This is a genomic window from Chitinophaga eiseniae (assembly GCF_900167135.1).
In the GTDB taxonomy this organism is placed as follows: domain Bacteria; phylum Bacteroidota; class Bacteroidia; order Chitinophagales; family Chitinophagaceae; genus Chitinophaga; species Chitinophaga eiseniae.
Window position 1 is genome coordinate 1,664,339 of the sequence record NZ_FUWZ01000001.1, and the last position, 20,019, is coordinate 1,684,357.

At 46.2% G+C, this 20,019-nt stretch carries 19 protein-coding genes and 1 tRNA gene; 17 read left to right on the plus strand and 3 right to left on the minus strand.

Going from position 1 to position 20,019, the window contains the following annotated elements; genetic code table 11:
• The first annotated feature begins 222 nt into the window (after window positions 1-222).
• The 5 genes from B5D63_RS07025 to B5D63_RS07045 all read left to right on the plus strand — a co-directional run bounded on the left by B5D63_RS07025 (window position 223) and on the right by B5D63_RS07045 (window position 5,898).
• Complete coding sequence (locus B5D63_RS07025; protein WP_078668006.1) at window positions 223-3,000, plus strand: TonB-dependent receptor; 2,778 nt, start codon at window positions 223-225, stop codon at window positions 2,998-3,000.
• A gap of 2 nt (window positions 3,001-3,002) precedes the next feature.
• Window positions 3,003-3,755: a GLPGLI family protein gene (locus B5D63_RS07030; RefSeq protein WP_078668007.1), complete on the plus strand. Its 753-nt coding sequence runs from the start codon at window positions 3,003-3,005 to the stop codon at window positions 3,753-3,755.
• Between the two features lie 119 nt (window positions 3,756-3,874).
• Window positions 3,875-4,141, plus strand: coding sequence for a hypothetical protein (locus B5D63_RS07035; protein ID WP_078668008.1), 267 nt, complete (start codon window positions 3,875-3,877; stop codon window positions 4,139-4,141).
• Between the two features lie 402 nt (window positions 4,142-4,543).
• Entirely contained in the window at window positions 4,544-5,080 is a 537-nt protein-coding gene (locus tag B5D63_RS07040; protein ID WP_078668009.1) for a hypothetical protein, read from the plus strand.
• A 281-nt stretch (window positions 5,081-5,361) separates the two neighbouring features.
• Window positions 5,362-5,898, plus strand: coding sequence for an AAA family ATPase (locus B5D63_RS07045; protein ID WP_078668010.1), 537 nt, complete (start codon window positions 5,362-5,364; stop codon window positions 5,896-5,898).
• Here the strand turns inward: B5D63_RS07045 and B5D63_RS07050 are convergent.
• Window positions 5,893-6,333 (minus strand): acyl-CoA thioesterase, encoded by a 441-nt coding sequence (locus B5D63_RS07050; RefSeq protein WP_200816925.1) that lies wholly within the window; start codon window positions 6,331-6,333, stop codon window positions 5,893-5,895. The two genes, B5D63_RS07045 and B5D63_RS07050, sit on opposite strands and share 6 nt — an antisense overlap.
• Before the next feature lie 255 nt (window positions 6,334-6,588).
• Here B5D63_RS07050 and B5D63_RS07055 point away from each other — a divergent pair.
• The 5 genes from B5D63_RS07055 to B5D63_RS07075 all read left to right on the plus strand — a co-directional run bounded on the left by B5D63_RS07055 (window position 6,589) and on the right by B5D63_RS07075 (window position 9,429).
• A tRNA-Ser gene (locus B5D63_RS07055) sits at window positions 6,589-6,673 on the plus strand.
• Window positions 6,674-6,802: 129 nt separating this feature from the next.
• Window positions 6,803-7,402, plus strand: coding sequence for a collagen-like triple helix repeat-containing protein (locus B5D63_RS34940; RefSeq protein ID WP_159455918.1), 600 nt, complete (start codon window positions 6,803-6,805; stop codon window positions 7,400-7,402).
• 141 nt (window positions 7,403-7,543) lie between these two features.
• Window positions 7,544-8,245: a type 1 glutamine amidotransferase domain-containing protein gene (locus tag B5D63_RS07065; protein ID WP_078668012.1), complete on the plus strand. Its 702-nt coding sequence runs from the start codon at window positions 7,544-7,546 to the stop codon at window positions 8,243-8,245.
• Window positions 8,246-8,248: 3 nt separating this feature from the next.
• Window positions 8,249-8,752: a hypothetical protein gene (locus B5D63_RS07070; RefSeq protein ID WP_078668013.1), complete on the plus strand. Its 504-nt coding sequence runs from the start codon at window positions 8,249-8,251 to the stop codon at window positions 8,750-8,752.
• 134 nt (window positions 8,753-8,886) lie between these two features.
• On the plus strand, window positions 8,887-9,429 hold the full coding sequence (locus tag B5D63_RS07075) for a hypothetical protein (protein ID WP_078668014.1): 543 nt from the start codon (window positions 8,887-8,889) through the stop codon (window positions 9,427-9,429).
• Between the two features lie 1,151 nt (window positions 9,430-10,580).
• Here the strand turns inward: B5D63_RS07075 and B5D63_RS07080 are convergent.
• Both B5D63_RS07080 and B5D63_RS07085 read right to left on the minus strand, forming a co-directional pair.
• A complete protein-coding gene (locus B5D63_RS07080) occupies window positions 10,581-12,143 on the minus strand; it encodes a DUF6770 family protein (RefSeq protein ID WP_078668015.1) in 1,563 nt (520 codons plus the stop codon).
• 39 nt (window positions 12,144-12,182) lie between these two features.
• Window positions 12,183-13,634 carry a M48 family metalloprotease gene (locus tag B5D63_RS07085; RefSeq protein ID WP_078668016.1) on the minus strand — a complete coding sequence of 484 codons (1,452 nt, stop codon included), beginning with the start codon at window positions 13,632-13,634 and terminating at the stop codon, window positions 12,183-12,185.
• A gap of 79 nt (window positions 13,635-13,713) precedes the next feature.
• Here B5D63_RS07085 and B5D63_RS07090 point away from each other — a divergent pair, with 79 nt between their 5' ends.
• The 7 genes from B5D63_RS07090 (at window position 13,714) to B5D63_RS34580 (ending at window position 19,879) form a co-directional block, all read left to right on the plus strand.
• Window positions 13,714-14,664, plus strand: coding sequence for an alpha/beta hydrolase family protein (locus B5D63_RS07090; protein ID WP_078668017.1), 951 nt, complete (start codon window positions 13,714-13,716; stop codon window positions 14,662-14,664).
• Between the two features lie 234 nt (window positions 14,665-14,898).
• Complete coding sequence (locus B5D63_RS07095) at window positions 14,899-15,528, plus strand: hypothetical protein (protein ID WP_078668018.1); 630 nt, start codon at window positions 14,899-14,901, stop codon at window positions 15,526-15,528.
• Window positions 15,529-15,750: 222 nt separating this feature from the next.
• Window positions 15,751-16,080 (plus strand): helix-turn-helix transcriptional regulator, encoded by a 330-nt coding sequence (locus tag B5D63_RS07100; RefSeq protein ID WP_159455919.1) that lies wholly within the window; start codon window positions 15,751-15,753, stop codon window positions 16,078-16,080.
• Window positions 16,081-16,182: 102 nt separating this feature from the next.
• Entirely contained in the window at window positions 16,183-16,416 is a 234-nt protein-coding gene (locus tag B5D63_RS07105) for a hypothetical protein (protein ID WP_078668020.1), read from the plus strand.
• 986 nt (window positions 16,417-17,402) lie between these two features.
• The gene (locus tag B5D63_RS07110) at window positions 17,403-18,944 is read left to right on the plus strand and encodes a DUF2142 domain-containing protein (RefSeq protein WP_078668021.1); all 1,542 of its coding nucleotides are present in this window, start codon (window positions 17,403-17,405) and stop codon (window positions 18,942-18,944) included.
• 26 nt (window positions 18,945-18,970) lie between these two features.
• Complete coding sequence (locus B5D63_RS07115; protein ID WP_143312796.1) at window positions 18,971-19,456, plus strand: hypothetical protein; 486 nt, start codon at window positions 18,971-18,973, stop codon at window positions 19,454-19,456.
• A gap of 183 nt (window positions 19,457-19,639) precedes the next feature.
• On the plus strand, window positions 19,640-19,879 hold the full coding sequence (locus B5D63_RS34580; protein WP_143312797.1) for a hypothetical protein: 240 nt from the start codon (window positions 19,640-19,642) through the stop codon (window positions 19,877-19,879).
• Window positions 19,880-20,019 lie beyond the last annotated feature (140 nt).

Sequence of the window (20,019 nt, forward strand, 5' to 3'; positions counted from 1 at the left end):
CGGTGAAAAACGCCATTGTCCTGCAAGCCGTTTTTAAATGGAAGGTATTACTGTCGCACTATCGCAGTAAAAAACTGCATGTTGCAACATAATTATTGTTTCCCTACATGATAAGTAGGGTTACATTTAACAGATGTTTATCATCTCCCCAATTATTATTTTAAATTTTATTATGGAATTTGTTGGCTCAAGTATCTAGTCAACTAACCTGTAGTAGCCCACATGAAAAAACTATTGGCATTCATTTTTTGTCTGACCGTTTATAGTACCAGTCATGCCCAGCACGCAAAAATCAGTGGTCATGTTTCTGATACGCTGAACCACGTTAAACTATCCAATACCGTCGTAGCCCTGTTACATGCAAAAGATTCCGTGTTGTATAAATTTGCCCGTACCAGTGAAACAGGAGCGTTTGCCTTTGACAGCCTGCAGGCGGGTAAATACCTGCTGATGCTCACCTACCCGGCATTCGCTGATTACGTTGAGCCGGTAACGTTATCAGACACCAGTGTGGTACGATTTGATAATATTATGCTGACCCTGCGCTCCCGCCTGTTGCAGGAGGTGGTGGTCCGGCAAAAGATAGCGGCCATCAAAATGAAAGGCGACACCACGGAGTTCAATGCCGGCAGCTACCAGACACAACCCAATGCTAACGTGGAAGATCTGCTTAAAAAGCTGCCAGGCATCCAGGTGGACAACAAAGGGCAGATCACGGCGCAAGGAGTAAAAGTTAAAAAAGTGCTGGTAGACGGAGAGGAGTTTTTTGGCGACGATCCCACCCTGGTGACCAAAAACCTGAAGGCTGATATGGTAGATAAAGTACAGCTCTATGATAAAAAGAGCGAGCAGGCTGCTTTTACCGGCGTGGACGACGGACAGGCCAGCAAAACGCTCAACCTGAAGCTGAAGGAAGATAAGAAAAGAGGTTATTTCGGAAAGGTGGAACTGGGCGCCGGCACCAACGGGTACCACGATAACCAGGCTATGGTCAACCTGTTTAAAAAGAAGCTGAAAGTGGCGGCCTATGCGATTGTGTCCAATACCGGAAAAACGGGGCTTGACTGGCAGGAGGCGGATAAATACGGTCAGAGTGAAGCCGATGGTTTTGTATCTGCGGACAGTGAGATCGACATCGGGGAAGACCGCGAATTTTCCGGCTGGGACGGCCGGTATACCGGCAAAGGATATCCACTGGTGCAAAGCGGCGGACTTCATTTCAATAATAAGTGGAACCAGGATAAAGTGAGTGCCGGTGGAAATTACAAATTCATGAAGCTGTACATGGATGGTAACAGCAGCACGATTACCCAGAACCTCCTGCCCAATAATGTCACCAACTACCGCACGCAGAAGGAACATTTCAATAACAGCGTGCTGCGCAACCGCATCGACGGCCGCTATGAGATACAGATCGATTCTTCCTCCAGCATCCGGCTGGATGTGAACGGAGGACTGAACCACAAAAAAACCAACAGCAGTTTCTCCTCCGAGTTCCTGGACGGCGACAGCTCCCTGGTGAACCAGAACAACCGCCGGTTGTCCATTGTGGACGATACCCGTCAGCTGAACAGTAATGTGTTATGGCGGAAGAAACTGAAGAAAAAAGGACGGACCATCTCCATCAACCTCGCGGAAAACTATACGTTGAGTGATGGTGACGGGATGTTGCGTTCTTTTACGGAATACTTTAAAAGGAGCGGGGGCGTGGATTCATCCTATCTTACCGATCAACGCAAAACTTTCAGGACGGAGAATGTCAATGCGTCCGCGAACGCCACGTATACCGAACCGCTGTCGTCGTTGTCTTCGCTGGTGGCCAATTACGGCCTCTCGATCTCCGACGCCAGGTCTTACCGGAACTCCTTCAATGCCGGTGGCGAGGGTAAATATGATAAGATGGACAGCGCATACAGCAACAGTTATGAATTTAATATACGGACGCATAAGGCGGGCCTGAGCTATGTGTACAATGGTAAAAAGGTCCGCGTCCAGGCGGGCAACAATGTGGGGTTTACCACCTTTCTGCAGGATGATCTGTATCAACACAGAAAGCTGGACCGCAGTTTTGTGAACTGGTTCCCGGCGGCTTCTTTCCGGTATGCTTTCAGCCAACAGCGGCGGTTGTTTTTGAGTTATAATGGTGATACCCGGCAACCAGGAATGAGTCAGCTGCAGCCATTACGTTCCAATGAAGATGACCAGGATGTGAGGATTGGCAACCCCGGGCTGAAGCCTTCTTTCAGTAACCGTTTTAATCTCAGTTACAACGATTTTCAGATCATGTCTGAACGCTCTGTATGGCTGAATATGAATTATTCCAACACCAACAACGACATCGGAGAGGCCTCCGGTATTGATGATAAAGGGAAGCGTACGACCCGTTTTATCAACGTCGACGGGAATGAGAATGCAGGTGTTAACCTCAATATGGGATGGAAAGTAAAACCATTGAATATTACGCTGGGTTACTCGCTGAAGGGCAACTATAACCGTAATGTAAACCTGATCAATGATCAGCCGAATACAACTAAAAGTCTGAATGCCGGGGCGGGGATCGATATGTTCAGCATTAAGGAAAAGAAATATGAACATTATATGTCTGTGGAAGCCACTTATAATACCAGTAAGTCCTCCATTCAGCAAGCGCTCCGCACCAATTACTGGGTGTATAATGTGACGGTGTCCGAGAATGTTTTTTTGCCCCTGAAATTCCAGCTGCAGACGGATGTGGTGTGTAATTTCCGGCAGAAGACAGATGTGTTTACAGGCAACAATAATGTGATACAATGGAATGCGTCTCTCCTGAAGAAGTTAGGAAAAAAGGAAGTCCTGGAAGTAAGAGCATCGGTGAGGGATATCCTGAATCAGAATATTGGTTTTAACCGGGGGGTGAGCAGTAATTTTATTACGCAGAATACGTATTCCACTATTGGCCGTTATGGTATGCTCAGTGTGGCATGGAATTTCAATAAAGCCGGTGGCGGCGCAAAAGAATAGCTATGAAAAAGATGTTTTTATATATCCTGCTGATGTTGTTGGGCCATGGGATACATGCGCAGCACACTATTTTCCTGGACAAGGGGCGCATAGAGTTTGAGAAGAAGCAGAATGTACATGCTATGTTGGACGAGATGTGGGGGGATGGCGATGGTCAAAGCTGGAAAGAGCTGCAGAAAAAAGAGCAGCCGAAATTCAAGACTTCCTATTTCGATCTTTTTTTCAGTGGTGATATCACCTACTATAAGCCCGGACGGCAGTTGCCTGAGAATAACCAGACGCGTGAATGGCCGGCGGGCGACAACGTTGTCTATACCAACCTCGGCGCCAGGCGCAGTGTGAGCCAGAAGCAGGTGTTTGACAGGCTTTTTCTGCAGGATGATTCCACCCGCAGCATCCGGTGGAAGATCACCGACGAGACCCGTAAGATCGCCGGTTTTGATTGCAGGCGGGCGAATGCGGTCATTATGGATTCCATTTATGTCGTGGCTTTTTATACCGATGCTATTGTTACATCCGGCGGACCGGAATCTTTTACCGGTCTTCCGGGGATGATACTGGGACTGGCTTTGCCGCATGAGCATGTTACCTGGTTTGCCACCAAGGTGTTGGTAGATGAAGTGAAGCCGGAGAGCCTGACGCCTCCTGTGAAAGGGAAAAAAGTGACTACGTCCGAGTTGAGGGAAAACCTGTCAAAGGCGCTGGGAGACTGGGGAGGATGGGGTAAGGTATATATGAAAAATGCCTTGTTGTAGCGGGCTGTTGCGTTAGACGCCTTAACAAAACATTATGATAATGAAATCTTAAAAGGGTTGTTGTTGGGCTTGACAGGCGTCATTTTTGTTTTTTAGCTGTCGGACTAAAAATTTTAACCATGGCTAAACAAACCGTACAAGCAGTAAAGAGTGAAATTCAGGGACTGGCAATTGGTAATTACAAAAGTTATCCTGAGCAGTATGAATCCACCGCACCGGCAGCGCTGATCAGTATACAGGAATTAGCGAAAGGTTATTGGGATTGCAGAGACTACAAAGAGGTGGCGAGAGATGAGAAACTGGGCATTAACCTGGAAGACTACCAACTTTGGACAAAAGAGGCCCACAGTGCATTTTTAAAGGCCAACGGCCATTCACTTAACTAGATATTTCTCCGTAGGAGGGAGGCGATAAGTCCAGCAGTACCGGGCTTATCGCCTTTTTGTTGTTTCCCGGAAATAAATTTGTTTTTGTATTGTTATTCTACTTACCTTCGTAACCCTGAGATATTTTATTTGTTACTTCATAACCGACGCCTCACTACTTCATAACTGATTGCCATCCTCAAGGGCAGGTGAGCTGACAGGCCGGTCAGACCATCTTCAAAAATTCTTTAGCTAAAAATTACTACTGCTGTCGCAGCGAAAGGAGTATGCCAGCCTCATAGGCGAGGACAGGGATATTTGTCAAGATGATGTGCATTCGTTACAACAAAGGAACCTGAGAAATGAAAGTTTCGCGGCAGGCGGGCAGTGAATTGCCGATAACACTTTAAAAACCCAGGTAACATGAAAAAAACACTTTGTTTGTTGATGGTCCTGCTATCAGCGGGACTGGAAGTTTTCTCCCAAGCCACGATTACTGCCGACGCCAATTTGTACAATGAGCCGGATCTGGTTACCAAAATTTTTGGTAAAGATAAAGGGGCCTTATACGATGAGTTTCTGCAGATCTCTCCTGTAGAGCAGCGTGCTTTTACTGATGCTTTCCTGGAGTATGAAGATGAAAAACGCCCCTGGCTGGCGGAACGAATCGCTTTACTACGGATGTATAATGAAGAATTTTCCTGTCTTGATGAAAAGAAAATGAACAGTCTGACCAAACAACTCATTAACAATGATCTTGAATTTGGTCGTTTGCAGATGCGTTATTTCCGGCGCATGAACAAGCTGCTGGGCGCCACCAGGGCTGCTAAATTCTTTCAGATGGACAACTACCTGGAACAGTCTTCCAGAGCGTACCTGCAAAACGATCTGCCTTTTATCAAGGCGCTGGAGTCAGACCGGCAGGTATTTTCCAGTGCAAAGCCGGCGACCCGCTGGTAACATGGATATTTACCGCTGGATCGCAGTGCAGAAGGACTTGTGATCTGTTGTTGTTAGCTCACCGTTATTTGTTCCCCCATCCTTTCCCATTATTGTTCCCCAAAGGCATCATCTGATGGATGATCGGCTTTCATCCGTTGTTTGTTACCCTATTTATCCCTGGGGAGTCTGGGCGATGTTGTGAAATGATGTATCTTTATACCGCTACTATTGGTTGTTATTAGTTACTCTCTCTGAAGATGAACAACCACATCATTCTTTAGCCACTTTTATTTATTGTTATGATTTTACAGAACGGGTATGTATTTACCGGTGGTCCGGGTGCGGGCAAAACATCGGTGATCACTGCTTTAGCGATGAAAGGATTTGCGGTAGTGCCGGAATCCGGAAGACAGATTATACAGGAGCAGGTAGCCAGCGGAGGGGAAGCGTTGCCCTGGGCCAACAAGATATTGTTTCGCGACAGGATGCTGGCGGCGGCCGTGCATGATTTTGAACGGCAGGTCCCTGACGGGCAGCCGGTATTTTTTGACCGGGGGATTCCCGACCTGATCGGTTATTCGAAGCTGGAAAACCTACCGGTACCGGCAGTACTCGAGGAGTATGCCACCGGTATGCGGTATCATCCGCGTGTATTTATTTTTCCTCCCTGGGAAGATATTTACCGGGGCGATACCGAACGAAAGCAGGACTATGCCACGGCGGTGGCCACTTATGAGGCCATGCAGGGGGCTTACACCGACAGCGGTTACACGCTGGTGACGGTACCTCCCGCTAACGTAGCGGACAGGGTGGCTTTTATCCTGGCTAATTTATGAGGCAGTTTCCGTGAAATCTTCGCTGCGGGGAATTGCCTTGAATTTTTCCATCATTTCCGTTGAGAGGCCAACCAGCTTCCGTTGTTTGGTATCTATCCAGGCGCCGTCCACGTTGACTACGGCCGATTTGGTGCCGTCTTTACGGTAGATCTCATGACGGATGGACCAGCGGGAGCCGTCGGGGCGGCATTTGGTCATTTCGCAGGTAACCCGCAGCATATCGTTGGCATTTACTTCCCGCAGATAGATCAGCTCCTCACGGAAGAGGATAGGGCCGATATGCAGTTCCAGGAACTGGCGGGCGTCCATCCCTACTTTGTCGAGCAGGGTCAGTCGGGCCTGGGCGGCGAAATCGGCATAGGCGGAGTGCCGCATGTGCATGTTGGCGTCTATCTGGGACCACATGACAGGTCCTTCAAAGAATATGTTGTTCATCTCTAAAATTACGGAAAATGAACATGTCAGCCATCGGGAGCGAGGGCGGTTACTGCCAGGCTAATTGCTTGTCATTCAGGTTGCTATATAAGGGTAAAAATGTGTCGGTGCTGAAAGTTCCTGCCATGGCGGGTCCGGTGGTGTTTTGGCCGCTGTCCGGCAGCAGGGGCGGTTGCTTCAGGACATATTTTTTTCAAAAAAGCCGGCTGAAAATTTTTTTTAAATCATTCCCTTTTATACATTTGCGGTCTCACTGGAGAGTTGGCAGAGCGGTCGATTGCGGCAGTCTTGAAAACTGTTGACTGTAACAGGTCCCGGGGTTCGAATCCCTGACTCTCCGCACCTCCCCTGATGGTCTTCGATCATCAGGGGTTTTTCTTTATACTGACACCCTATACCGACCCACCTATTCAGCTTGTTTCAGCCAAATTCTAATTATAAACCCTCGAAAAATTAAATTATCTGCTCCATGAAACGTTTAATGCACTCCCTGCCCTTTCTGCTGTTAATAGCAACAGCCGTATTTTTTACTACCTCCTGCAGCAAGGATGGAGATCCCGGTCCTGCCGGCCAGCAAGGCCAGAAAGGCGATAAAGGCGACAAGGGAGATCCCGGCACCGGTGGCCCGCAGGGCGAACCCGGCACTGCCAATGTCATCTATTCCGACTGGCTCGATATCGTCTATAAACCCGATACCGTTCACACCGCCGGCGGTACGATAGATACGATCGGTTACTTTGCCTTTGCCGACGCCCCTAAACTGACTACCGACATCCTGAACAAGGGCGAGGTGAAGGTATATCTCAACTTTACCACCGCAGCCGATCCAACCATCACCTCCCTGCCGTATACAGAGTTGAGTGGTGTTTTCATCCGCTATGTCGCCTATAAAGAGACCCTTGAGTTCTATGCCAGTATTAATGCGGGCACTTACCAGGATAATACCGGGGCAAAAAGACTGCAATACCGGTATATCCTCATCCCCGGCGGTACCACCGCCCGGAAATCCACTACAATAGACTGGAAGGATTATCAGGCGGTGAAAACCTATCTTGGCCTGAAGGACTAGTTGCTTGCGGCTATAGAAGATAAAGGCGCCCTGAAACCATCGTTTCAGGGCGCTTTTTTTATGTCATGAGCAGAAATTTCCGTTAACTTTATAGGATTACCAGTCGACCAAAATTTTCCTACTCCTTCACAGCCATCTTTTATGAATGACCAAACGAAAAAGATCTTACTAGTAGTAACGAATGTTGACAGGTATGCAGATGGGCACACGCCCACGGGATTATGGCTCAGCGAACTTACGCATATCTATCACAGCGCCGGCGACCAGGGATATGACATCACTATCGCCAGCCCCAAAGGAGGCAGTACGCCTGTAGATCCGGAAAGCCTGAGGCCATTTGTACTGGACAGCATTACAAAAGCATATTGGGAAAACGGCGCCTTCCGGGATTTGCTGCAACACACCGAGAGCCTGCAGGAAATCGCAGACCAGCAGTTTGACTGTATCTACCTGGCCGGCGGACATGGCACTATGTATGATTTCCCGGAAGATGCGGTGCTGCAAAAAATCATCGGCGATCATTACGAGCGCGGTAAGATGATCACCGCTATCTGCCACGGCGTTGGCGGGTTGCTGAACGCCCGGTTGTCCAATGGCGAATATCTTATTAAAGGCAAAAAAATCACCGGGTTCGACTGGTTTGAAGAAAGCATCGCCAGGCGAAAAACAAAAGTGCCCTTTAACCTGGAAGCAGCCCTCAAAGCGAGAGGCGTCGATTATCAAAAAGCCTTTATTCCCATGACTTCCAAAGTAGTGGCGGATGGCCGCCTGATCACCGGGCAAAACCCGTTCAGCTCAAAAGCGATGGCCAAAGTGGTGATAGGGGAGATGGCAAATATATAACCCATGACAAAAGACAGACTTATCAAACGATTAACCTGGTACTACCCGGCGGAATTGTCCGGCGCTATTACTTTTTCGGGTTGTTTTCTGCTGGTCCTGATCGTGTTTCCTTTCCGCGATACCTTGTTTCTCTTATACGGACTGGCGGTATTCTCCTTTGTCCTATGGCAGGGGCAATACTACTGGAAACTGAAGTTACGCGGCCTGAAAGGAACAGCCATCGATCAGCAGAAAAGCCTGGCATTATTCCGCAATGCGAAGCAAATCAATCTTGTGCTGATCGCTTTTATTCCTGTGGTGCTGCTGGTGCAAATACGTCTTTCAGGTGGAGATATTCAGTTGTTGGGATACGCCATCGCGGCCAACGTCATGGGTATCCTGGAACATGTCAATTACTACATCCGGCAGCTGATGATCGATAACGAATATGATCTCAGGTACCTGTTGAGATATAAGCGGCTAAAAATTCCCAGCCTGGTAAAGGATTTACGGGACGGCAGGATATAGTGGGCCTGAAAAAATAATTTGTCCCTTAACGATTTTAATTTTAGTTTCGCATCAAGCTTTAAGCTCTGTCGTCGCAAGATGGCGGGGCTTTTTCCTTTTTGTAGACCACCGTCAATTTTAACCCGAAAATATACATGAAAAAGACCGTACCACTCCTGCTGGCCATGTTTTCCGCCGTTTTGTTCTCCTGCGGCAGAAAGAACGATCCCACGCCTTCCCGTGATGGTGATGCTACCTGGAAACTAGGAGCTAATACCTACGTAAGAGGCGCCTCTTCCCGGACATCCACCCCCGCACCCGCTGACGGTGTCATCACCGGCATCGCCGTTACCACCTCCGGCGACGGAGGCAACTACGGCGCCTTCTCCGGAAGTACCGTCACCATTACTTTCTACAACCACGGCGAAGGACAGTATACGCTCGGTACCACTGAAATGTCTGTGGCCAATCCTACCCGCAATATCATCGTGATCGATTGTACCATTGGTACCGCTGTGAGCACCGGCGCTGTACTGTATGGTTATAGCGCCGCCGGTACGGCGACAGTGACCAAAGACAAAGACGGGCAGTATCATGTAAGCCTGCCGGCAACGACGCTGACGAAGAAAGTGGAAGTAGGCGGCGGGATACCGGGAGCGAAGGCGACGTATGAGCTGACGTTGACTAATGTCTATTAGTCCATGGCACAAACAAACCAATTTTCACAAAGAGATTTATTAGAGTATAAATAAGAGTGCAGGAAATGTTTGTCAATCGCATTGTTAAATGAAATCCCTCTACACTTTTCAGTACAGAGGGATGAGGGGTACGTTGACTACCTGTTCAAAGGGAATTCAAAAGATAGCTTAGCCCGTTTGATAGAATACAAGAAGGATTAATTGTGAGGTAAGACAACTATTGTCCCGCGGATGCAGAGAGCGCCCTTTAATAGGGTTGCTGAATGTGGTCCGTTCCGGTCAGGTATGAAACTCCTGGGAAACGAAGGTTGATCGCAAATATGAGGAATGTCTGGTCTAGGGAGATAGATGACTCCTGACACTCTTGCATTGGAGGTTAGATATCCGATGACTACTGCTACACATAACGTCAATGACATTAGAATAATAATCTTCTTTTTCATAATTGTGTAATTTTTGTTATTTGAGGGTTATAGTATATTCTTTACCAATAGAGTAAAATATTAAGGGAGGGTATCGGTGAATAGGGCAGAGCATTGTATTACAATAATTCCCTGAAAATGGCATTCCTTCTATTTAGAGGTTAATTATTAGGTAGCGTCACTATCGTGCCACGAACACAGGGGCCACATTGTACAGTTGTAGCTAAGTCTGGTCCAAATGGGCTAGGGATAAAGCTCCGAGCTGATATGGGTAAACAACAAATGGTAGGCGGATCGCCATCCCTGTAGACATAAATACGATGTGCTAATCTTGCTTGAGAGGCTAGGTGTCCGGAGAGCATTGCCACGCCTAATGTCAATGACATCAAAATAATAGACTTCTTTTTCATAATTGTATAATGTTATTTGGAGGTTATAGTTTGCTCCTTACAAGTACAGACACTTTATTGGGAGTGGGAAGTAGCTATCAGCGTTCAGGAAAGGCCATTCTGTATGAGGGACAAAAATCGCTACTGTTTGAAATGTTCTAGCTATATCTTAAGGATACTGCTTCAAGTTACGTTAGTTTTTATAGCTATACAATTTTTTTAGCCAACATAAACCTCCAATTCTGTTTGTTGGTGATAGAATAGATATTTCATAACCATGTTCTATCATAAAAATGTTGCCTTAGCAGAAGCGACGGGAATACCCCGCCGCTTCATATCTTTACAACGCCTCTATCGAAAATTTCCTGGACTTCTCCTTCTTATCATATTCTGCTACGAGCACGTGTCCTTCCTTTGCGGGGAAGATCAGCGTTTCTATGCTGCCGTCTTTGCGGGGGATGGTACGTATTACTTTCTTCGCGTCCACTTGATAGAGGGTAATGTTTTTCTGTTCTGTGATGATCAGGTAAGTTGCTTTCTTTTCCGGAGAATGGAGGCTGTAGTAAGACTTGTTGTCCATCATTTCCGTAGCAATTTTAGCCGCGATACCCCGGCTGTTGGCTACGGCTATGCTGTTGTCCAGCGACAGTACGCCTTCCGGTGTTTGTTTGAGTACCATCGATTCACGTGCGATAAACTTGCGGGTACCGCCTAAGCTCAGCATATAAATCGGTGGTATGATCAGTGGAAGCGTAGCGGCTTCGGCGATCACCAGGCCGGTGTTGATGGTACGTTTGGCAGCGGTACCGGTGAAGTAGGTGTTGCCGGAGAAGTCCTTGAAAGACGGGCCTGCCATCAGGAAAGATTTGTTGTGATTAAAGCGGCCTTTTGTGTTTGTCAATGCTGTTTGATCTTTCCAGTAAGTGTAGACAGGTTTCATGCTGTCACGGCCACGTCCGTCGATGTTGAGGGTAAACAGGCCGCTGTAACGGCCTTTCGCAATAGTGCGGAGAAATACCGGCCCTTTACCTTTGCGCGGATTGATAATGGCGCCGGATACGTAAGGTTTGCCGGTAGCAGGGTTGTTGGTAAAGGAAAGTACCCGTAACTGATTTCCTTTTTTGTCTTTCAGATATTGACGGGAGATGGTGGTGCTGTCGTCGAGGCCGTAGCCCTGGATGGCGTATCCGCCTTCCACTGTGGGGTCTCTGTGATGGACCAGGAAATACACATCATGACCGGATACCAGCATGTTGTAGTCGGCGTCTTCGAGGCCTACTCTTTTATGCCAGGTTTGGTTGCCGTTTTTGTCGTAGGCATAGAGGAATTTACCACGGTCGTCGCCGAAGAAACAGGCGAAGCCTTTTCCGTTCACGTTGCTCACGCGCAGGTATTCTTTCATTCCACCGGAACCGATGGAGGTAGAGGCGTTGTTGAAGTAGCCTTTCAGGTCAGTGTTTACCCTGATGGTGTTTGTTTTCAGCATCTTGCCGGTAAGGTCGATGAACTGCGTGTATACCGCCAGGTACCCTTTTTTGATGGCATCTTTTTTCTCTCTCCGACGGTCGTACGTATAGCCGAGGAGGTTACTTTTCATATACGCCAGGCAGAGCACATCCTGTTCGAATGCTACTGACTGGAGGTCCAGTTTCATTTCACGGAAGTTTACTTTTCCGATGTCGTTCAGGTTCTCGTCCATGATGGTGAGTTTGTAGTTGAACGAATCTTTATCGGCTTTTTCCAGTTCCGTGAAAAGGAGATAGCCTACCAGGGCGCCGTCCTGGGTGATGGCGCGTATGGAAGAGGAGATTTCGTTGCCTACTTCCTTGAATACGCGGGTTTGGGCATGGGTGCTGCGGATGACGGACAGCAGCAGGGCACATGCGATGATAACATGTTTCATGATGGTAATTGTGGGATAAATAATGGAAACGGTTACTGTTTATTTTTTCGAAAAGGGTGTGGCGAATTCGCAATACGGACTGTCGGGGTAGCTGGCGGTGAACGATTTGGCCGCTGCCTTTTGTTTGTCGTTGTCGCTGGCATTGGACACGAGCGTATGGACCAGGGATCTGAATCCTTGTTCGGCGGGTGTCATGCTGCTCAAGAAAGGCGCCTGTTGGAGGGAATGATGGAAGGCTTCCAGTTTCTCCCGGGGCATCTGTTCAAACATTGTTTCGAGCTCGTAGTAGCTATTGGAGATGTATTCCTTGGGTTTTACTGCGATGGCGTTGAAGCGGTTCAGTTTCTGATCGGCGTAGTAGAGGCCGGACATCACGTTGCTGAACATAAAATCGTACCACGGGTCGTTATTGCCCTGGTCTTTCTCCAGGAAGATGCGGTAGAGGGCGGCGGTCATGTTGCCGTTGCAGTAGATACTCCAGATCATCATCTTCATGGCTTTGTTGCGCAGGGTGGCCGGGATGGGCGTCAGCGGGGTATTGGTCTGTTCGTGCCGGGTTTTGGCGTACCGGTCCTGGCAGTCGGGGTGTGTTTTCAGGGAGTCGGCGAGGCCGGCGCTGGTGTTGTTGAAGTTGTACGCTTTGGCGGAGAGCCCCCGGGTGCGTTTCACCATCCAGCTGTCTTCCACCTGCAGTTGATAGGCCGAAAAATAGTCCCGCAGGTGTTTTTTGAGCGGCTGCCGGTATTGGATATCGGCGCTGTCCAGTCGCACGAACATCGTAGGGTCGATCCCGATATGGCTGTTTTTCAGCAGGACGATGGCCAGGGAGTCGGCATCCCCTTCGTGGTACCGCTGGTGTTTGCTCCTGTCGAAAGAGTAGCCTTCGAATACTTTTTTCAGGCGGGTGAGGCGTTCGTAGCGGGAGTCCAGCACCGCATTCAGCGACTGTTTGTACTCCTCGGAGCTGAACCATTCCGCGCGCTTCTTCATCCCGTTTTCCGGGTGTTGGAGGGCATTATGGGCCATTTCATGCGCCAGTACCAGGGCCAGCTCTTCCCGGGTACGGGAGAAGGCCAGCAGGCCGATATTGACCGCGAGGAGGTTGCCGCCGGTAGCGTAGGCGTTGACGGACGTATTGCGGTCAATCAGCAGCATGGGGGGCTGGGGAATCAGCTTAGGGTTGGCGGCAGCGATTTGCCGGACGATGCCGTCAAGGTAAGTTTGTATTTCTGCCTCATACAGGTAGCCGTCGTTGTCAATGGCTTCGGTGACGAAGTCGGTGCGTTCGTTCCATATGTCCCTGTACTTTTTCTGGGTCTCTTTGTCTTTGTAGACAGCGGGACAGGTCCATGTTTTTTTCAGGGAGTCTTTCTGGCGCTCGTAGTAGGCATGGGAAAGGTCCTTGTAGTTGTAAATGGGCTTGGTTTGGGCTACAATACTTTGGCAGCACAGCATCAGGGCTGACAGCGTAAGGGATCTGCAGGTTGACATATTTTTATTTCGTAGGTATCGGGCGCAAAGATACTAAAATTTGTATATAGAGCTATTACCTTTGCGACAAATCCTATCTATGAAAGCTGTTTATCGTTCGTTGGCTGTTTTCTTTTCCTTGATACTGTTGGGCATATACGGAGGTCTTTATACTGCCAGGATCGAGCGGCCGTTTCCGGCGGAGCCGCCGCCTGCAGATACGGGGTTGACAGAGTTGGTCCTGGAGCGCCAGGGGTTTGTGACAGAACTGGTGCGAAAGCGGCATATGGTGGATTCGCCTGCGCCGAAGCGACTATTTTCGCTGGTATATTATCCTACGGCGATGGGTAACATGGTGGCTTACCTGAGCAAGGTTCCGCAGGACAGCCGGTTGCATCCGGCAGTCATATGGATCAATGATGGGTTGACAAATGGTATCGGTGATACAGAGACGGGGGCGCCGTTCAGGGAAGCCGGTATTGTGATGATGTACCCTGCCTTACGGGGAGGCAGCGGCAATCCGGGGTACGTGGAATCTGGTTTCGGAGAGGTAGATGATATCGTGGCCGCCGCGGATTTCCTGGCGCAACAACCGGGAATAGATCCGGAACGTATATACCTGGGCGGAGCAGGTGTTGGAGCTACGGAGGTGCTGTTGACGGCGGAGTGCAGCAGCAGGTTCCGCGCGGTGTTTAGCTTTAACCCGATGATCATCATGAATGACCACCAGTCGGGTGGAGATTCGCTGACGTATAGTGTCTACGATATCCGGGAGACGGAGTTGCGGACGCCGATAAAATGGCTGAGGTCTATTCGTACGCCTGTATATGTGTTGGGGGGCGCGGAGGGATACCTGTTTCCTATGAGGCGGTGGAAAGCGCAGGCAGCCGAGGCGGGGGAGAAGGACCTTCATTTTTACGTGATGCCGGGTAAGGACCATGTTTCGGCGGTGCGGCCGGTATGTGGGCTGCTGGCGGCGGCGGTGCTGCGGGACACATCGGGACCAGTCTTTGCATTTGGGCGGCAGCTGTTGCCTTTGGCGGACAAGTAATGTGTTGTTGCTGGCCCGGAAAATATTTTTTCCGGATCAAAATTAAAATAAATTTCATTTTTTGATGTAAAAGCGATCACTTTGTAAGTCTTCCTAATCGAAAAGATATTCTGAATTTCACTTTGATTTTAATCGTATCATTTTGATAAAAAATCTGTCAAAACCCTTTACTGTACTGAATTTGGTTGTTGTGTCGATTCCCGTATATTTGCATTGTTCTGAATAATTTTAACAATGAAGGTACTTCAATTTAAGATTGGCGACGTAGTGGATTGCCCGCTACAGAATGACGCCACCGTTATGTTCGTTCGTGACATCAATGCAGAGAAGGACGAACTGTTATTGTCTGACGCTCCCGAGGGAGGTCGCACCACCTGGATGCATCTGAAAGAGGTAGGAGGCGTGCCGATAACGCCCAGGATCTTACAGTTGGCCGGTTTTAAGCCCGTAATCGGCAAGAACGGGCTGTACGAAGCCGGCAACGGCCTGCGGCTGCAAAGGCTTGGTAACGGCTATTACATCGAAGATGTGTATGACGACCACTCCGATCCCCTGGTGATGGAATCATTGCACGAACTGCAACACTATTATGACCTGTTGCTGGAACAGCCACTGCGGATCAATGGCATCCACAGGCCCATGCCCATGGCAGAACTATGCCCGGACCACCGGCCGGCACAGTATTACTGGTACAGCTACCAACGCAGCGACGGCCACCTCGCAGAAGACGTGTCCACGCAACACCCGATCACCACCGTCAGCGCCCTGCGCTTACTTGAAGACAGCGGTATCGTGCTGCTCAACTGGCACGTCATCTCCCAGGACCTGTACCTGAGCTTCGACAAACCGTGGCCATCACGTTAACGTATTTATCGACTCAACAAGCTCCGGCGGGGAGTTCTCTCCCTGCCCTTTTCTTTGTAACCCTTGCTGCGAGCATAATGCAGCCGGTTTTGGTTGCTTAAAAAACTTTCAGTTTCTATTGAAAATCCGGCAAAATTGTCCTAACTTTTAATTGCGATTGCAACTTTAGAGTAAAACGTATATCGCATGATACATTGCCAATACCCTCATAACCATCAATTGATGAAACTGACAAAGTTCCAAGAGAAAGCTATTATTAAGACCAAAGCATTCATCGACGAACAGCCCCCAAAAAGAATAGATATACAGCACCTGGTCCACTTCTCCGGTCTTAGTGAAAGCAAACTAACAAAAGGTTTTAAAATGCTCTACCACGTAACTATTTATCAGTATCAGCTTGAACGCGCGATGAACTATGCCAAACAACTTCTCCAGGACGACCACCAGGTGAAGGAAGTAGCCATTACCTTAGGATATAGTACCTCAGGGAGTTTCGCGCGGGCGTTTCACCGGGTGTTCCAGGAGACGCCAGGCGAGGTGAAGTGGCAGTGATTTGATGCTTTTTTTTAGTTGATGAAATGCCGCGTAGTGATGCCAGCGTTTATTGGTGTGCCTATGAGTGATTCTTTTGCCTAAAATTTAAAATGTTATTGTATGAAGAAGTTAATTATGTTCTTTTTGTCCCTGATAGTAGTAGTTGCTGCGTCTACATCATTGGCTTTAGAAGCTCGTCAGAATCATGTTATATATACACGGAATTTGGCAAATGGTCTATGCGATATTCCTCTTGTTAGTAAAGCAATTTTGAATACCACTACGTTTGGCTTTTTGGCAACAAATATACCGGGACCTTGCGACTTAGTAATTACAACGAATGTTATTAACTAATACGTGTTTGATTATCCATAAAATGAATATCTGTATGGGAAAGTTGTTGTTTGGTGTATCTCTGTCGATTACCATTTTCGTATATGCGTTTTTAGCCTCAAAGGCTCGATTTACACGTGTTATCTATACTCCTGGCGCTTCTGATGCACCAGGAGTGTGCTGTGTTGCCAGAATTTCAAGGCATTTTGCAACAAGTCCAAGTGGGGCTGATCAAGCTATGCTCATTCCCTATAGTGTTAATCGAACAACTTTCCTATTGCCCGCAAATCGACTGGCATCTATCTTATTGTCGTTTGTTACTATACTATTTAAGAGCGGCCAACTGTTCAAGGTTTAAGCATTAATTTAGCTTGGATATAATAGGATTTAAAATTCTAAAATTGTCTACTATGTTTAAGGTTAAAATTCTGTTGGGAGCTACACTTTTGATGGTAGTTTTATCAGGAACACTTGCGTCTAGGGCTGGTTTAAATCATGTTATTTTTACTCGTGACCCGATAAGTCCTAATATATGTAATGTCCCAGTTTTTAGTAAGGATATGATTCCTACTCCAATTGGTACCTTTTGGGCCACATCTATTCAGGGATCTACTTGCGTCCTTGCTCTGACATATGATTTTGATGATTAAAGTGACTTCGTTGATTCTACGTTTTAAGTTCGGCTATAACGCTTTTTGTTGCTGGATTAGGGTTGCTTTCAACGAAATAGTATAGTATTTTGCATTAAAATAGCCATTTGATATAATCCTCAGTCTTTTAGAATGACTGTTCTTGTTATAAAACCCATTTTGTTTTATTTCCTCAAATTTTCCTCGCAATGTTTCTTTTGACCGAAGTACAAGATATTTGTGTGTTTATGCTGTTGATCGATAAGATTTAGAATTTTCACTGGTTTACGATCTATGATGTGTCAATATGGTGACTTTTGATACAGCTTGAATCATTGAATTTATCTGTGCAAGTTTTTTAAAAAAAATAGCTTGATTATGCAATTTAGCAATGATATAAAATGTGATAGCGAATTTGGCCGGGGTATTTCATTTAAGGACTTTTTGGTTAGAGATGGTTTAAATAGAAAGCTTATTATTTTTAGTTGTTTGTTGGTACTTCTGCAGTTGCTGGTATTTAAGTACTTTTATCCATACCCTGCGTTTATTAATGGAGATTCCTATCAATATCTATTGAGCGCAACTGGTAACCTAAAAATTGATTTCTATCCCATAGGATATCCAAAGTTTTTAAGATTGATTAGTGTATTTTCTTCTAGTCATACTGTGGTTGTCTCTCTTCAGTATATGCTAATGCAGTTTGGTACATTGTTTTGGGTGTTCTCGCTTTTTTACTTTTACCGGATTAATCGTATAATTAGAATTCTGCTGATAGTAGCTGTTGTACTTAGTCCGATACAATTATATATGGCCAATTATATTTCAAGCGATAGCCTGTTTTATTCAGTTAGTATTTGTTGGTTTGCCACTAATTTATGGGTCGTTAATCGGTTTTCTTGGAAAGTTGCCTTGATCCACGCTGTGTTGTTGGTTTTGGCATTCTCCATCCGTTATAATGCATTGTATTATCCTCTAGTGTCATGCATTGCGTTAGTTGTTGCCAGGGGGAAGGTCTGGTTAAAGCTAACGGCGGCAGGCTTAATTTTTATGATGTTGGGTGTATTTGTGATCTGGACGTCTGTACAGTATAAAAAACTTACGGGAGAGATGCAGTTTTCTGCTTTTTCCGGTTGGCAAATGGCAAACAACGGAATGTACGCATACCGTTTTGTAGATTCCATAGACCAAAAGCCACTGCCACCTAAATTTAAAGAACTTGATTATTACGTGAGGAGTTATTTTGATTCAACAAGATATTACGACTTAAAGTATCCTGAGGTGATGCTGGACGTCAATGCGTTTTATATGTGGAGTCCGATTTCCCCCCTTCGTATGTATATGAAAAATAAGTTTGAGAGAGATACTGTTTCGAGTGAATTTAAAAAGTGGTCAGTTGTTGCTCCATTATATAAGGAGTATGGGATGTTTCTGATGAAAAATTATCCGAAAAAATTTGCAACTGAGTACGTGTGGCCTAATTTTATCAAATACTATGCGCCGCCCGTTGAGTTTTTGGGGATGTATGGATACAAAGTTGATACTGTGATGTCGGTTGTTAATACATGGTTTGATTTTAAAGAGAAAAAACTTAATTCCAGATTTAAAGATTATAGCGTTCGTACCTTAGAAAGTTATCCGATTATTTGTGGTACAATGAATGCAGTGTTTATAATGATGACTATTTCTTTTTTTGTTCTTAATGGAAGAAATATTAATAAAAGATTGTTTGAACTGTGGAGTATATTTTTTTTATTTTGGATATTAAACCTTGGGTTTAGTGTTTTTGCATCTCCAATTGCACTAAGATTTCAGATATTTCCGCTTGTTGTCTATACCTCAGCCAGTTTTTTAATGCTAAGCTTTGTTTTAGATCAGGCTAAAAATGTAGAGCAAAATACCGGAGGTAGAGTTGTTTTATAGTTATGATATCTAAAATTTGGCACACTATGAAGTATTTTTTTGCAGTTGTAACGCTATTGATGACTTCGCAATGCAGATTTCTAGATCCCGACGCGAGGAGGTTAGGTAAACCAATGCCGTCCATCGACGTGTTGCTTTTAGATAGCGCCACTGTCGTTAATACCAAAAATCTACCAAATGCATCAGCTACCGTATTGGTGCTTTTTGATCCATATTGTGAAATATGCTCCAATGAGATTTCTGCAATTATGAAGAGCATAAATAAATTCGATAATACGCAATTCTGTTTTATGAGCATTGCATCAATTGCGGATATTAGAACTTTTTATGCTAGCTATATGGGTAAAAAGTATCCGAATGTACACATCGGAGTTGATACAGGGTGGGCATACTTAAGATATTTCAAACCCCTAGGGGTACCTCACACTAGTGTGTTTTCTAGTAAGAAGAAACTGAAAAAGGAGTTTCTTTCTCAGGTTACGGTGGAACAGCTGCTCGCTGAGGTCAAGTAGTTTTATGTTTTTTAGCTATCGAGTGTTATTTGCCAACTGATTTTGGTAGTAAGATATTATTGCGCAATAAGCCGGCTTAATGAAGAGATGGTACCCTTTACGTTAATTCCGGCAAAAAAGGGAATAGCCGAACACCCTGAAAAAAAAGTAGGCAATATTTGAATTCCTTCAAAATTCACAATCATGAACAAGGTTAAAGTTTTGTTATCATCAGTTGCTTTAGTTGCACTGGTTGCTGGCGCATTTGCATCTCAGGCTCGCCTTAGCAATGTTGTTTATACTCCTGGAGCAAACCCAGCAATCTGTGATGCTCCGCTGTTTACAAGAACATTTGTTCCTGACCCGAAAGGTCCACATTCTGCTACCCTTATTAAAGGTGCAGCTTGTCAGCCTGGTACTATCGTTGTATTGCCAAATGACTAAGTGGAAAAGGGGGACTTGCTCCCCCTTTTTTTATATCCCCGTAATTATATATTGTTAATTTTTTACCTTTTAAATAGTTGATAACTATATACATAATATTTTTCCGAAAATGAAATACCACTTTTTACTCTGATTGTTGT

Excerpts from the sequence above, each read along its gene's own strand:
- B5D63_RS07100 (WP_159455919.1), top strand. The coding sequence starts at position 15,751 with ATGAAACTGACAAAGTTCCAAGAGAAAGCTATTATTAAGACCAAAGCA.
- B5D63_RS07045 (WP_078668010.1), top strand. The coding sequence starts at position 5,362 with ATGATTTTACAGAACGGGTATGTATTTACCGGTGGTCCGGGTGCGGGC.
- B5D63_RS07025 (WP_078668006.1), top strand. The coding sequence starts at position 223 with ATGAAAAAACTATTGGCATTCATTTTTTGTCTGACCGTTTATAGTACC.
- B5D63_RS07110 (WP_078668021.1), top strand. The coding sequence starts at position 17,403 with ATGCAATTTAGCAATGATATAAAATGTGATAGCGAATTTGGCCGGGGT.
- B5D63_RS07065 (WP_078668012.1), top strand. The coding sequence starts at position 7,544 with ATGAATGACCAAACGAAAAAGATCTTACTAGTAGTAACGAATGTTGAC.
- B5D63_RS07115 (WP_143312796.1), top strand. The coding sequence starts at position 18,971 with ATGAAGTATTTTTTTGCAGTTGTAACGCTATTGATGACTTCGCAATGC.
- B5D63_RS07105 (WP_078668020.1), top strand. The coding sequence starts at position 16,183 with ATGAAGAAGTTAATTATGTTCTTTTTGTCCCTGATAGTAGTAGTTGCT.
- B5D63_RS07070 (WP_078668013.1), top strand. The coding sequence starts at position 8,249 with ATGACAAAAGACAGACTTATCAAACGATTAACCTGGTACTACCCGGCG.
- B5D63_RS07030 (WP_078668007.1), top strand. The coding sequence starts at position 3,003 with ATGAAAAAGATGTTTTTATATATCCTGCTGATGTTGTTGGGCCATGGG.
- B5D63_RS07090 (WP_078668017.1), top strand. The coding sequence starts at position 13,714 with ATGAAAGCTGTTTATCGTTCGTTGGCTGTTTTCTTTTCCTTGATACTG.
- B5D63_RS07080 (WP_078668015.1), bottom strand. The coding sequence starts at position 12,143 with ATGAAACATGTTATCATCGCATGTGCCCTGCTGCTGTCCGTCATCCGC.
- B5D63_RS07035 (WP_078668008.1), top strand. The coding sequence starts at position 3,875 with ATGGCTAAACAAACCGTACAAGCAGTAAAGAGTGAAATTCAGGGACTG.
- B5D63_RS07040 (WP_078668009.1), top strand. The coding sequence starts at position 4,544 with ATGAAAAAAACACTTTGTTTGTTGATGGTCCTGCTATCAGCGGGACTG.
- B5D63_RS34580 (WP_143312797.1), top strand. The coding sequence starts at position 19,640 with ATGAACAAGGTTAAAGTTTTGTTATCATCAGTTGCTTTAGTTGCACTG.
- B5D63_RS07085 (WP_078668016.1), bottom strand. The coding sequence starts at position 13,634 with ATGTCAACCTGCAGATCCCTTACGCTGTCAGCCCTGATGCTGTGCTGC.
- B5D63_RS07050 (WP_200816925.1), bottom strand. The coding sequence starts at position 6,333 with ATGAACAACATATTCTTTGAAGGACCTGTCATGTGGTCCCAGATAGAC.
- B5D63_RS07095 (WP_078668018.1), top strand. The coding sequence starts at position 14,899 with ATGAAGGTACTTCAATTTAAGATTGGCGACGTAGTGGATTGCCCGCTA.
- B5D63_RS34940 (WP_159455918.1), top strand. The coding sequence starts at position 6,803 with ATGAAACGTTTAATGCACTCCCTGCCCTTTCTGCTGTTAATAGCAACA.
- B5D63_RS07075 (WP_078668014.1), top strand. The coding sequence starts at position 8,887 with ATGAAAAAGACCGTACCACTCCTGCTGGCCATGTTTTCCGCCGTTTTG.